We start from the raw sequence: 13,884 nt of genomic DNA, 5'->3' as shown, positions 1-13,884 counted from the left end.
AGAAGCGAATAACAACATGAAATTACGCAAAAAATCTACGGCCCTGCTGGCAGCAGCATTCGCATCGATGATGCTCATGAGCGGTTGTGGCCAGGCGAAGATTGGTTATATTGATGGTGAGCGCGTTTCTAAGGAAGCACCGCAGATTTCGGCACTGGTAGAAGAGGGAAACCAGAAGCTGAATGAAGCCAGAGAACAGTCGCAGGCTGAGATTCAGCAGAAGATGAAGGAAAATCCGAACATGAGCCAGGAAGATGCGCAGAAGCTCCAGATGGATGCACAGCGCAAACTGCAGGGCATCAATCAGTCCTATGCCCTGCAGCTCCGTCAGAAGATTGATGTTGCTCTCGGCAGTGTATCCAAGGAGAAGAAACTCGATGCAGTGGTCAACAACTCTCAGGAACAGCCAATCGCCATCACGGGTGCTGTCGATGTGACGGATGAAGTCATTTCGAAGCTTCAGTAAGGAAAAGGATGGAGAGGAAACATGAAAAAGACGTTGCAGGAAATCGCCGAGTTTGTTGGCGGTCGTATTGTGGGTGATGCATCTGTAGAGATTCATGGCTTGGATAATATTGAAGGTGCGGGGGAAAATGATTTGACCTTTGCGGTTGACCCGCATATTGAAGAGGCAAAGACCTGCCAGGCGGCAGCGGTTATGCTGCCGGAAGGGGTAGAGGACTTTCCGAAAAACGCGCTTTACGTTGAGGAACCGCGCGCAGCCTTTGCAAAGCTCTTGGAGCTCTTTACGCCGAAACTTCAGTTTGAAACTGGCGTGAGTGATAAGGCTCATATCGGCAAGGACGTAAAAATTGGCAAAGATGTCGTAATCATGCCCTTTGCTGTTGTCGATGACCATGCGGTTATCGGTGACCGTGTTACGCTGTATCCGCACACGTATATCGGCCAGTATGCAGAGATTGAGGAAGACAGTGTCATTTACTCCAGTGCTACGGTTCGCGAGCACTGCCATGTCGGCAAGCGCTGTGTTGTTCACAGCTCGGCTGTAATCGGCTCGGATGGCTTCGGCTTTACGACTAAAGACGGCGTGCATACGAAGGTGCCGCAGGTTGGCAATGTCATCCTGGAGGATGACGTGGAGATTGGTGCTCATGATGGTATCGACCGCGCGGCTATGGGCTCGACGGTTATCGGCAAGGGTACGAAGATTGACAATCTCGTTCATATCGGCCATAACTGCAAAATTGGCCCGAACTGCCTGATTGTCGCTCAGACGGGTATTTCCGGTTCGACGACGGTCGGCCATAACGTTACGTTTGGCGGTCAGGTCGGAACGGTTGGCCACATCAAGATTGGTGCCAACTCGGTTTATGCAGCGCGCTCAGGTATTATCAGCAATATGCCGGAAGGCGTATTCTGCGCGGGCTTCCCGGTTCAGTCCCATACAGAATGGCTGCGTATGCAGGCGGCTATGAAACACCTGCCGGAGATGAACAAGAAGCTCAAACAGCTGGAAAAGAAACTGGCAAAATACGAAAAAGAGTAATCTAGACGATAAGCGGCCTCCTCTTTTGAGGAGGTCTTTTTATGAGAGGATAACCGTTAGGAAAAGGGAGGAAAAAGAATGTTTTCCTACTATCTGATGAAGGCCTTCAGTGCCATAGCCTGCCTGCTTCCGCGCAGCGTGTGTGAGGCGCTGGGGCGGGGGCTGGGGAATTTTGCCTGGCTCATTCTGCCGGCAAAGCGCAAAGTGCTGGCCCAAAGCCAGATACAGACATGCCTGCAAGTCGATGAGGCCGAAGCCTGGCGGATTGCCAAAGCCAGCGCTGTCCGCTTTGGCCCGATGTTGTTCGAGGTGCTCCGCTTCCCGCTGATCAAAAAGAAACCGCAGGAATATGTCCGCATCGAAGGCTTGGAAAAACTCCAGCAGGGAATGGCGGAAGGAAAAGGGGCAATCATTGCGGCCGCACATAGCGGCAACTGGGAACTCATGGGGGGCGCCTTTGCGATGGCTGGCATCCCGCTGGTCGGCGTAGCGATGAAACAGAAATCGTCGGGAGCAGACCGGTTTATCAATGAGTACCGGACGATGATTGGCATGCACATCACCTACAAGACGGATGTGCGGGAAATGTTTGCCATGCTGAAGAAAGGCTGGGCTATCGGCCTGATTATGGACCAGGATACCAACCGGCATGACGGCATTATCTTGGACTTCTTCAATCAGCCGACCAACTGTACGCCGGGTGCGGCTTCGATGGCACGCTTTCAGAATGTGCCGATATTCACCTCGTTTATGCACCGCGATGAAAACGGCATGCATACGTTGATTGTCGAAGGACCGTTCCATGTCGAAAAGACAAAAGACAAACGTGAGGATATCCGCCGGACGTCGCAGCTCTTAACAAAAGCTATCGAAGACCACGTGCGGAAGTATCCGGAAGAATGGTTCTGGCTCCATGACCGCTGGAAGTCCATCCGTGAAGAATAGTGAGCCCTTTGGCTACTTGCACAACCGAACGATGTTGGGTAAAATAGAGAAAGGAATTTTTATTCGGGGGGAGTAATTTTGCAGAAACAGATTACGATTGCGGCAGAGGTTTCCTACACCGGTGTCGGCTTGCACTCGGGACGGGACGTTCATATGGTGCTCAAACCGGCTCCAGTTGACACGGGAATCCTGTTCGTTCGCACCGACGTTGCGGAACGGCCGTCAATCCATGCTGCAGCCTCAAATGTTACGTCGACGCTCCGGGCGACGACCGTAGAGGAAAATGGATATAAAGTATTTACCATCGAGCACCTGATGAGTGCCTTCCATGCGCAGGGCATCGATAACTGCATCGTGGAAATGGATTCGGAAGAACCGCCGGTAGCGGATGGTTCTTCGCTGGTGTTTTTTGAACTGCTTGAGAAGGCAGGCCGCCAGGAACAGGAAAAGGAATGCCATGAAATTGTTATCGATAAGGTTTACCGCATCGATGATGAGGAAAACAACCGCTTTGTCATGGTTGTTCCGTACGATGGCTTCCGGGTCAGCTTTACGTCACTTAATCCGCATAAGCTCATCGGCGTTCAGTATCAGAACTTCGAGATTACACCGGAGACCTATCATAAGGAAATTGCACCGGCCCGTACGATTGCTTACGAAAAAGAGATTGAGGCACTTCGTAAAATGGGGCTGGGCCTTGGCGGGACGCTCGAAAGCGTTATCGTCTACAACGATGAAGGCTGGCTCAATCCGCTTCACTATGAAGACGAATTGGTCCGCCATAAAATCCTGGACGTAATTGGCGATTTGCGCCTGGCAGGGAAAATCCGCGGTCATGTCATTGCGGCGGCATCCGGTCATGCGCTTAATACGCAGCTGGCAAAAGTGATTGCCGGTGCATTGGGTTAATGTTGGATTGTGAGAAATTATAAGGAAGAAGGAATAAACATGGTTTTAGATATCAACGAAATTCAGAAAATCCTGCCGCATCGTCCGCCGATGCTGTTGGTTGACCGCATCATTGAACTCGACCCGATGAAATCGGCAACGGGTATCAAGAATGTTACGATGATGGAGCCGCAGTTCCGTGGCCATTTCCCAGACCATCCAATCATGCCGGGCGTCCTGATTCTTGAGGCTATGGCACAGGTTGGCGGTGTCATGATGCTCTATCCGGAAGAGAACCGTGGCAAGATTGCCCTGTTCGGCGGCATGGAGAATGTCAAGTTCAAACATCCGGTTGTTCCGGGTGACCAGCTCGTGACGAAGTCCCACCTCGTCCGTGTGCGCGGTGATTTTGGTATGCTTCACTGCGATGGTTATGTGGATGGTAAGCTTGCTGCTTCGGCTGATTTCAAATTTGCTATGAGAAAAAGCGAAAACCTTTGATTTTCAATGATTTTTGCATGAGAGAAAGAGATAATCTTTGTTCAACTCGAAAAACGCCTAGATTTGCTGTCATATAAGATACGAGAATTTGGAGTTTCTTGGGGAATATATAAATATAAGGACAGAGCAAAGAAACCTGCAGCCATGTTTAGGGGTAGTGGCTGTCAGATTAAGGATAGTTGAAGGAGTTGGAGCAGATGACTACTGAGAAAAACAGTATCACAACTAATATACATGAGACTGCAGTTATCGCACCGGGGGCGAAGATTGCAGCAAACGTCACGGTTGGTCCGTACTCGGTTATCGGTGAGAACGTCGAGATTGGCGAGGGCACGGTAATCGGTCCACACGTTGTAATCCAGGGGTGGACGGAAATCGGCAAAGACTGCCATATCTTCCAGGGCGCCTCGATTGGTGAAGAGCCGCAGGACCTCAAATTTAAGGGCGAAAAGAGTTATACCGTTATCGGTGACCGCACGACCATCCGCGAGGGGGCGACGGTTCACCGCGCTACCGGTGAGGGCGAAGAAACCCGCATCGGCAGTGACTGCCTGCTGATGGCACTTACCCATGTTGCCCATAACTGCATCGTGGGCAATCACGTCATCATGTCGAACCTGGCAAGCCTGGCTGGCCACGTCGTGGTAGAAGACCGCGCTGTTGTCGGCGGCATGGCTGGTGTTCATCAGTTTGTCAAGATTGGCCGCAATGCCATGGTCGGCGGTATGTCGAAGCTTACGCAGGATGTCGTTCCGTTTACCATTGTTGACGGCCGTCCGGCTAAAGTGGTAGGCCTTAACAGCGTTGGCATTTCCCGCGCTGGCATTAAACTGGAAGCACGCCGCAACATCAAACAGGCGTACAAGATTGTTTACCGTGCCGGCCTCACGCTGGAGCAGGCAATATCGGTAATCGAGCAGGAGGTCGATTCCTGTGAAGAGGTCGACCATTTGCTGCGTTTCCTGCGCAATGCCGACCGTGGCATCTGCCGTGAACGCCGTGATAATGACTGAGATTGATTGATTTGGAGGATTTCCATGGAAAGAGTCGGACTGCTGGCCGGCATCGGTTTTTTGCCGGTGGAATGTGCCAAAGCAGCCAGAGCACAGGGCAATGAAGTCTATATCGTTTCCCTGCTTCCGGAAACGGAAGAATGCCTGAAGGAATATGCTACAGACTATCAGGAGATCAGCGTCTTCAAGGTCGGTAAGATTCTCAAGTATTTGAAGAAGAATGAGATTACGCAGGTGACGATGATTGGCAAGGTCACCAAGGAGCTTCTGTATGCGCATAAAGCGATGCCGGACCTCAAGACCATGCAGATTCTCATGAGCCTTAAAGACCGCAAAGATGATACGGTTATGGAAGCGCTCGTCGCTGCTGTTGAGAGCACCGGTGCCAAGGTCGTTGACCAGACGGCACTGATACGGCCGCTGATGCCGGCCGCTGGTGTCCTTACCCGCCGCAAGCCGACCGAAGATGAAAAGAAGGACATGGAGTTCGGCTTCCGGATGGCGAAGGAAATTGGCCGCATGGACGTAGGACAGACGGTAGTCGTAAAGGGCCTGGCTGTCATGGCGCTTGAAGCGATTGAGGGCACCGATGCCTGCATCCGCCGCGGCGGCCAGCTGGCACGAGGCGGTGCTGTGGTCGCTAAGGTGGCAAAGCCGCAGCAGGATAAACGCTTTGATGTGCCGGCTGTCGGACTTACGACCCTTCGCACGATGGTGGAAGTTGGCGCCAAGGCTTTGGTCATTGAAGCCGGTGAAACCCTGCTGGTCGAGAAGGACAAGGTCCTCAAGCTGGCTGATGAAAACGATATAACGATTGTAGCAATGTAATTCGCAGACGCAGTGGATACGAAAAATGTGTCCATTTGCGTCTTTTTCATGTAAGAGGGGAGGTGGAGTGCTTTGCATCTGCCTCAACTTTATGTATAATAAAGAGTGGACTATTATGAGAAATAGCAGGAGGTGTTCTGCATGAAAATCATGTTTTCGGCCGGCGAAGTTTCCGGTGACGTACATGGAGAACAGCTGGCATCTTCTATCCTTAGGATGGACCCGTCCATTGAACTTATCGGTTTTGGCGGTGCGCGGATGGAAGAGGCTGGCGTACGGCTTTATGAGAATTTTGCCGATTATAACGTAATGGGCGTGTGGGAAGTGATTAAAAATCTGCGGCGCCTTCTGAAACTTTTGGATGGATTGACGGAATTCATGAGGCAGGAAAAGCCAGACTTGTTGGTGCTGATTGATTATCCGGATTTTAATTGGCGGTTGGCCAAACGGGCAAAGAAACTCGGCATTCCCGTGTTTTCTTACATCCCGCCGTCGGCCTGGGCATGGCGCAAAGGCCGCGCCAAAGAGTGCACGAAATGGGCTGATGAGTTTGTGGCGATTTTCCCGCACGAACTTCCCGTGTACGAGAAGGCGGGAGCCAATATTTCGTTTGTCGGCAATCCACTGGTCGACAAGGTAAAAGCCGAACTGCCGCGGCAGCAGGCAAGGCAGCACTTCGGCATTCCTGCGGATAAAGCCGCGGTCCTCTTAATGCCTGGCAGCCGCAAGCAGGAAATCGAATTGCTGCTGCCGTCGATGCTGGCCGGGGCGAAAAAGCTCCTGGAACAAAAGCCGGATACGATGTTTTTGCTGCCAGTGGCCGACGGAATCAACGAAGCGCGAATCCGCCAGCTGATTGACGAAGCCGGCGTGCCGGTGACGCTCACCCATGAAATGCGTTACTCGCTGATGGGAGCGGCCGATGCTGCGGTGGCGACTTCGGGGACGGTCATCATGGAGGCGGCCCTTATGGGATTGCCGTGTGTCGTGCTCTATCGCTTATCGCCGCTTTCCTATGCGGTAGGAAAATTGCTGGTTCATGTAGAGAATTTCAGCCTGCCGAACATTTTGCTCGGCGAGCAGTTTGAAAAGGAGCTGCTGCAGGATGCAGTGACTCCGGAGAATATTGCCGCGGAACTCCTTCGCCTCTATCCGGGGGAGGAGAGCCGGAATGTTGTCGTGACGAAACTGGCCGCTGCCTGTGAAAAACTGGGGGCACCGGGAGCTTCCGCGCGCGTAGCGGAAAAAATCCTGACGGCTGCACGCCGCCTTTCGGAAAGTCAAGAATTATCGGGGGAAGAACATGAAGAATTATAAGCGACTGCTTCAGTTTATTCGACCATATCTGAAGCAGCTGTTCCTGGCTATTGTCTGCATTATTGTAGCCGCCGGATGTAACCTGTACCTGCCTTGGATTATCAAGGACATGATTGATAAGGTGTTATCGGATAAGAATATGATGATGCTCAACTGGATTTGCGTTGGCATCGTCGTAGTATTCTTTGTCCGCGGCATATTCTTTTATGGACAGTCCTATCTGGTATCGTATATTGGCCAAAAGGTGATAATCGATGTCCGCGAGGTCATGTTCCGCAAATTCCAGCGCATGCCGATGGCGTATTTTGACAAGCACCAGACAGGTGAGACGATGAGTTATATCACCAATGATGTCGCAGCTATCCAGTCGGCGCTGGTTGACCAGCTCATTGAGATGGTCACGGAAGGCTCGATTCTCATCGGTTCGCTGGTTTTGATGGTTTACCTCGATTGGAAACTTTCACTGCTGACCTTGGTAGTCATTCCGCTGGTGGGACAGGCGATGAAGATATTCGGCCGGAAAATCAAGCGGAATGGTACGGTTATCCAGGAACGCATGGCGGATATCACTTCGCTTTTGCAGGAGAGCATTTCGGCTGTCCGCGTGGTAAAATCCTTCGTTCGTGAAAAATATGAGACCGACCGGTTCGTCCGCCAGAATCAGCTCAACTTCCAGGCGGCGATGAAAAATGTTCAGCTGACGAGTCTTCTCACGCCGACCGTAGAATTTTTGGCGGCAATATCGGTAACCTTTATCGTATGGTTTGGCGGCTATGAGGTCGTCAACGACGAAATGACTGCTGGCGCGCTGGTGGCATTTTTGACGTATGCCGTCAACCTGGCCAATCCGGTCAAGCGCCTGTCCCGTGTATACGGCAACCTGCAGCGTGCTATGGCTGCCGTTGACCGTGTCTTTGCGGTCATCGATTTGGAAGAGCCGATTAGCGACAAAGAGGGGGCAAAACCGCTGCCGAAGATTTCCGGTGCGGTCAAGCTCGACCATGTGTCGTTTGAATACAAGAAGGGCGTTCCAGCGCTGTCGGATGTCTCGCTCGATGCCAAACCGGGCCAGATGATTGCCTTTGTTGGGCCGAGTGGTGCGGGCAAGTCGACGATTGCCAATTTGATTCCGCGCTTTTATGAGATTATGGACGGTTCGATTTCGATTGACGGAACCGACATCCGCGATGTCACGGTTTCGTCGTTGCGCGAGCAGATTGGTATCGTCCCGCAGGAAACGCTGCTGTTTTCGACAACGGTCATGGAAAATATCCGCTATGGACGTCTTGATGCTACGGATGAAGAAGTCATTGAGGCGGCCAAGGCGGCCAATGCGGATGAATTTATCCGCAATCTGCCGCAGGGGTATGATACCAAAATCGGTGAGCGCGGCATGAATCTTTCGGGCGGCCAGCGTCAGCGCATGGCGATTGCCCGCGCTATCCTCAAGAATCCGCGGATTTTGATTCTGGATGAAGCGACGTCGGCCCTCGATACAGAGAGTGAGAAAATCGTTCAGGCGGCACTCGATAAGCTTATGGTCGGCCGCACCTCCTTTGTCATTGCCCATCGTCTGTCGACGATTTTCAATGCTGACCAGATTTTTGTCATTGACAACGGTCATGTAAAAGAGCATGGTACGCATGAAGAACTTTTAAAACTTGATGGCTTGTACAGCTATTTGTATAACATTCAGTTCAACAAGAAGAACGTGTAAGAAGGGAAAGATAGAGATATGCAGATACTCTACAATATCTTGGCGATTATTGTCGCCATCATGATTATTCCCGTTTTCATGGTGCGATCGATTCGTGAAAAGGGATTTGTGATGCGAATCCGGCAGAGCCTTGGTTTCTTTCCCGAACATGCTTTGGAAAAAGTGGCCAAGAAGCATTGTATCTGGGTACATGCTGCCTCCGTGGGTGAGATTGTGGCGACGAGTCCGCTCATCAAGGAATTCCGCAAGGAATTTCCGACGAGCCCCATCCTCGTGTCGGTAGTAACGACCAGTGGTTATGAGATGGCCAACCGCATCATCAAGGATGCGGATTCCATCATTTATTTTCCGCTTGACTTGCCGTTTTTGGCCGGACATGTACTGCGCCGCATTCATCCGCGGGTATTCCTGCCGGTTGAGACGGAACTTTGGCCGAACTTCCTGAAAACGGCCCGCCAGCTGCACATTCCCGTCATGATGGTCAACGGCCGCATCAGCGACCGGAGCGTCAAGCAGTACAAACATCTCCACAGTCTGCTGACGGAAATGATTGGCACCGTGAAGAAGTTCGCCATGCAGTCCCAGATCGATGCGGACTACATCATGCGGCTCGGAGCGCCGCCGGAGCTGGTTACGGTTACCGGCAACACGAAGTTCGACCAGACCTATACGGATGTCAGCGCCGAGGAAAAGGCACAGATTATCCGGGAGATGGGGCTTACGGAGAACGAAGGAATCTTCCTGGCTGGTTCCACCCATCGCGGGGAAGAGGATTTTGTGCTGAAAGCCTTTAAGGCAGTCCGTGAGAAACACCGCGGCGCTAAGCTGGTAATTGCCCCGCGTGAACTGCTCCGCACGCAGGAGGTCATTCACCTCTGCAAGAAAGCAGGTTTTACGGTAACTACCCGCACGAAACTCCAGCAGGAGGAATCCCATAACGAAGATATCGTCATTCTCGACACCATCGGCGAACTGGGAAAAGTATACAGCGTCGGCGATGTGGTCTATGTAGGCGGCAGCCTGATACCGCATGGCGGCCACAATATTTTGGAGCCGGCGGCACATGGCAAGGCGATTATCGTTGGCCATAACATGTTTAACTTTAAGGACACACATGCCTTGTTCAAGAACCGCGATGCCTGCATCACGGTAAACAATGAACAGGAGCTGGCCGAAGAAGTCGTGCGTCTTTTCGACGAACCGGAACACCGCGCCCGCATGGAGGCTGAGACCCTCGCTATCGTCAATGAAAACAAGGGGGCATCGCGCAAATCAGCTGTCATTCTGCGTGAGATGCTTGAAGCCTATGAAAGCTGTCCGGAAAATCGCCAGCGTGCCCGGGCTACGCAAAAAATCGACAATTTCCAGACGTATTTTATCGATTTGGTACACAGCAAGGAAGTTCATGGCTTCTTTATGCATATCATCATGGGAATACTCTATGTATTTTCCGTGATTTATGCCGGGCTGGTGAATCTCAAACTGGCCGGCTATCGCGTAGGGATATTTTCCCATCGCAAGCTTGACTGCTTCGTCATCAGCCTTGGCAACGTGACGGTTGGCGGCACGGGTAAGACGCCAACGGCACAGCGGCTGGCCACCGATATCCGCAATATGGGCTATCATGTCGTCATTCTGAACCGCGGCTATCGGGCCAAGTGGCATGGAAAGGTCGGTATTGTGTCCGACGGCAAGCGCCTGCATATGAGTGCTGCCGAAGCCGGCGATGAAGCCTTCATGCTGGCCAAACATCTGCCGAATGTGCCGGTTCTCATCGGTGCTGATCGTTCGCTTACGGGTAAATACGCGATTGAGCATTTTGGTGCGGAAGTGGCAATCCTCGATGATGGCTATCAGCATTGGCAGCTCGAACGCGATATGGACATTTTGCTCGTCGATGCGGTAAACGTATTTGGCAATGGTTATATCCTGCCGCGCGGTACGCTGCGCGAGCCGGTTTCGCATATCAGCCGTGCCGATGTCTGCCTGATGACCAAAGTTGACCAGGCAGCCGAAGGGTCTTGCGAATACATCCGCGAGACCGTCCGGAAGAATAATACGGATGCTCAGATACTTGAGAGCATCCATCAGCCACGCTGCTTTATCCCATTGTCGGATTGGTACGTGGATATCGCCGGTGATGGTATTGAAGTAGACCAGATGCGCGGCAAAAAGATAATGGCAGTATCGGCTATCGGAAACCCTGCTTCGTTTGAGCAGACGCTTTCGGACCTCGGTGTTGTCATCATCGAGAGCCTGCGCTATCCGGACCATCACGATTACAACATGCAGGAGATGAAAGATATCCTGCAGCAGGCGAAAAATATGGGAGCCGAGGCAATTGTCATCACCGAGAAGGATGCCGTCAAGGTACCGGCTGAAATCATTCAGGCCGGCATGGACATCCCCGTGTATGTCATCTGCGTGGAGGTCCGGTTCCAGCAGGGCAGCGAAGAATTCCGCCAGCTGCTGGAAAAACGGCTGACCGAAAAGCTTGGTCCCCGTTAATCTTAAGGAAATGCTCATGAAAGGATGGTACAATCCATGAATGTATTATGTGTCATACCGGCTCGTTTCGCTTCGACGAGACTGCCGGGCAAACCGCTCAAAGATATTGCCGGCAAACCGATGATTTGCCGCGTTTACGACCGTGCCTCAAAAGCGAAGAAAGTCAGCCAGACAATCGTCGCTACGGATGACGAGCGCATCCTGACGGCCGTAACGGAGCATGGCGGTCAGGCGATGATGACACGGAAAGACCATCCGACGGGAACAGACCGCCTGGCTGAGGTAGCTGCCTCTTTCCCGGAGGCAGACCTCATCATCAATGTGCAGGGCGATGAACCGCTCATCGAGCCAGCGCTCATTGATGAACTGGCAGGCGTGTTTGACCATGATGACAATCTCCAGATGGCTACGGTCAAGACGGAGATTACCGATGAGGAAGAGAAGACGAATCCCAATAACGTCAAGGTCGTAACGGACAAGAATGGCTATGCGCTGTACTTCTCCCGTTCGCTGATGCCCTATCCGCGTCATGAAGGCTGCCCGGTTTATAAGCACATCGGGATTTATGCCTATAAACGCGATTTCCTGCTGCAATATGCCAAGATGGAATCCACGCCGTTAGAGTCCGCCGAGTCCCTGGAACAGCTGCGGGCACTGGAAAACGGCTACCGCATCAAAGTGGTGGAAACCAAGGCAAAATTTGTAGGCGTCGATACGGCGGAAGACCTGGAAAAAGTTAATGAAATCTATCGCAACCTGGCGTTGTAAATGTAAATTCTTTATAAAGGAGAGACGAATATGAATAAGGTTAAAGTGGGAAATTTTGAAATTGGCGGCGGCGAGAAACTGACGCTGCTGGCTGGCCCTTGCGTGTTGGAGGAAATGGACCGCTGCCTGCTGATTGGCCGCACCATCAAGGAGATCTGTGAGCGCCTGGATATCAACTATGTGTTCAAGGCTTCCTTTGACAAGGCAAATCGTTCCTCCTTCCACAGCTTCCGTGGACCGGGCATGGAAAAAGGCCTGGAGATGCTGCAGCAGATTAAAGAGGAGCTGCAGGTTCCGGTGGTTACGGATATTCATGAGACGTATCAGGCTGAGCCGGTCGCTAAAGTTGCTGACATCCTGCAGATTCCGGCCTTCCTGTGCCGCCAGACGGACCTTCTCCATGCCGCTGCCCAGACGGGTCGCGTCGTAAACGTCAAAAAGGGTCAGTTCCTGGCACCGAAAGATATGCGCAATGTCGTGGACAAACTTCACGAGAGCGGCTGTGAGCAGATTATGCTGACGGAGCGCGGCGCATCGTTCGGTTACAACAATCTGGTCGTGGATATGCGCTCGCTGCCGATTATGCGTTCTTTCGGCTATCCGGTCGTCATGGACGGCACTCACAGCGTACAGCTGCCGGGCGGCAATGGCACGACTTCGGCTGGCAACCGCGAATATGTGGAATTCCTCGTTCGCGCGGCTGTCGGTGCTGGTATCGATGCGCTGTTCCTGGAAGTTCACGACAATCCGGAAGAGGCGCTCTCGGATGGTGCCAACATGGTTTATCTGGACAAGCTGGAAGACCTTCTGAAGGATGCCGTAGCTATCCACGAAATCGTGCGCAAGAAGTTTAAAGGCTGATGCCTGACAATAGACCATAGAGATTGAATGATTTTTGCATAAGGGGAAAAGACTTGTGATAAAGGTAAAAGAAAAGGCCATCGAGACGCTGGAAATTGAGGCCGATGCGGTATTGAAGCTCAAGGAACGCATTGACGATGAGTTCATGGCGGCGGTGCAGTGCATTTTGGATTGTCCGGCCCGTGTTATTGTTACGGGTATGGGCAAATCCGGCCATGTCGGCCGCAAGATTGCCGCTACCTTCGCCAGCACGGGAACGCCGTCGTTCTTCATGCATCCGGCGGAGGCGTTTCATGGCGATTTGGGTATGGTTACGGAGGACGATGTCGTCATCGCCATCAGCAACAGTGGCGAATCGTCGGAAATCGTCAATATCCTGCCGATTATCCGCCGCATTGGCGCCAAGATTATCGCCATGAGCGGCCGGCGTGAATCCCAGCTCGGCAAGAACAGCGATTATTTCATCGATATCGGCGTAGAGAAGGAAGCCTGCCCCTTGGGACTGGCTCCGACGGCCAGCACGACGGCAACGCTTGCCATGGGCGATGCCATGGCTGTGGCGCTGATGTCGGTGCGCAATTTCACCAGCCAGGATTTTGCCCTGTTCCATCCGGGCGGAGCACTGGGACGCCGCCTGCTGCTGAAGGTTTCCAATGTCATGCATACCGGGGAAGACAATCCGGTTGTATCGCAGGATAAGACGGCCAAAGATGCACTCTTTATCATGACCGACAAGGGCCTCGGTGCTGCTTCGGTAGTGGATGAAAACGGCAAATTCGTCGGTCTCATCACCGATGGAATCATTCGCCGCGCACTGGCTAAGGATTACAAATTCCTCGACGAGCCGGTGCACAATATCATGTTCGAGAATCCGCTGATGATCCGGGAGGACGCTTTGGCAGCTTCGGCCCTCTCCGTTATGGAGAAACACAAGCCGCGTCCGGTTACCGTTTTGCCGGTAGTGGATGACGACCATAATCCGGTAGGCATTGTCCACCTGACCGACCTCTTACGTCAAGGAGTTGTTTGAT

Annotated in this window: 13 protein-coding genes; all 13 read left to right on the top strand. The window is 52.4% G+C overall.

Annotated features, from left to right (window positions below):
• Positions 1 to 16 precede the first annotated feature (16 nt).
• On the top strand, positions 17 to 466 hold the full coding sequence (locus tag FZ040_RS04635) for an OmpH/Skp family outer membrane protein (RefSeq protein WP_149170927.1): 450 nt from the start codon (positions 17 to 19) through the stop codon (positions 464 to 466).
• Between the two features lie 21 nt (positions 467 to 487).
• Positions 488 to 1,507, top strand: coding sequence for a UDP-3-O-(3-hydroxymyristoyl)glucosamine N-acyltransferase (gene lpxD / locus FZ040_RS04630; protein WP_149170926.1), 1,020 nt, complete (start codon positions 488 to 490; stop codon positions 1,505 to 1,507).
• Positions 1,508 to 1,585: 78 nt separating this feature from the next.
• A complete protein-coding gene (locus FZ040_RS04625; protein ID WP_149170925.1) occupies positions 1,586 to 2,452 on the top strand; it encodes a lysophospholipid acyltransferase family protein in 867 nt (288 codons plus the stop codon).
• 78 nt (positions 2,453 to 2,530) lie between these two features.
• A complete protein-coding gene (gene lpxC / locus FZ040_RS04620; RefSeq protein ID WP_149170924.1) occupies positions 2,531 to 3,361 on the top strand; it encodes a UDP-3-O-acyl-N-acetylglucosamine deacetylase in 831 nt (276 codons plus the stop codon).
• 39 nt (positions 3,362 to 3,400) lie between these two features.
• On the top strand, positions 3,401 to 3,841 hold the full coding sequence (gene fabZ, locus FZ040_RS04615; RefSeq protein ID WP_033171546.1) for a 3-hydroxyacyl-ACP dehydratase FabZ: 441 nt from the start codon (positions 3,401 to 3,403) through the stop codon (positions 3,839 to 3,841).
• Positions 3,842 to 4,038: 197 nt separating this feature from the next.
• Positions 4,039 to 4,854 carry an acyl-ACP--UDP-N-acetylglucosamine O-acyltransferase gene (gene lpxA / locus FZ040_RS04610; RefSeq protein ID WP_149170923.1) on the top strand — a complete coding sequence of 272 codons (816 nt, stop codon included), beginning with the start codon at positions 4,039 to 4,041 and terminating at the stop codon, positions 4,852 to 4,854.
• A gap of 24 nt (positions 4,855 to 4,878) precedes the next feature.
• Entirely contained in the window at positions 4,879 to 5,682 is an 804-nt protein-coding gene (locus FZ040_RS04605) for an LpxI family protein (protein ID WP_149170922.1), read from the top strand.
• A 141-nt stretch (positions 5,683 to 5,823) separates the two neighbouring features.
• Positions 5,824 to 6,999 carry a lipid-A-disaccharide synthase gene (gene lpxB / locus FZ040_RS04600; RefSeq protein ID WP_149170921.1) on the top strand — a complete coding sequence of 392 codons (1,176 nt, stop codon included), beginning with the start codon at positions 5,824 to 5,826 and terminating at the stop codon, positions 6,997 to 6,999.
• The gene (gene msbA, locus FZ040_RS04595) at positions 6,986 to 8,716 is read left to right on the top strand and encodes a lipid A export permease/ATP-binding protein MsbA (protein ID WP_149170920.1); all 1,731 of its coding nucleotides are present in this window, start codon (positions 6,986 to 6,988) and stop codon (positions 8,714 to 8,716) included. The genes lpxB and msbA overlap by 14 nt, the downstream gene beginning before the upstream one ends.
• 18 nt (positions 8,717 to 8,734) lie before the next feature.
• Positions 8,735 to 11,224 (top strand): tetraacyldisaccharide 4'-kinase, encoded by a 2,490-nt coding sequence (gene lpxK / locus FZ040_RS04590; protein ID WP_149170919.1) that lies wholly within the window; start codon positions 8,735 to 8,737, stop codon positions 11,222 to 11,224.
• 36 nt (positions 11,225 to 11,260) lie between these two features.
• The gene (gene kdsB / locus FZ040_RS04585; protein ID WP_149170918.1) at positions 11,261 to 11,992 is read left to right on the top strand and encodes a 3-deoxy-manno-octulosonate cytidylyltransferase; all 732 of its coding nucleotides are present in this window, start codon (positions 11,261 to 11,263) and stop codon (positions 11,990 to 11,992) included.
• Between the two features lie 30 nt (positions 11,993 to 12,022).
• Entirely contained in the window at positions 12,023 to 12,853 is an 831-nt protein-coding gene (gene kdsA, locus FZ040_RS04580) for a 3-deoxy-8-phosphooctulonate synthase (protein ID WP_033171539.1), read from the top strand.
• A 58-nt stretch (positions 12,854 to 12,911) separates the two neighbouring features.
• On the top strand, positions 12,912 to 13,883 hold the full coding sequence (locus FZ040_RS04575) for a KpsF/GutQ family sugar-phosphate isomerase (RefSeq protein WP_149171074.1): 972 nt from the start codon (positions 12,912 to 12,914) through the stop codon (positions 13,881 to 13,883).
• Position 13,884: the final 1 nt, after the last annotated feature.

Origin of the sequence: Pseudoselenomonas ruminis, from assembly GCF_008271295.1 — a bacterium.
GTDB classification, from domain to species: Bacteria; Bacillota; Negativicutes; order Selenomonadales; family Selenomonadaceae; genus Selenomonas_A; species Selenomonas_A ruminis.
Note: the sequence above shows the minus strand (reverse complement) of the source record. Positions and strands in the feature narration are given on the sequence as shown.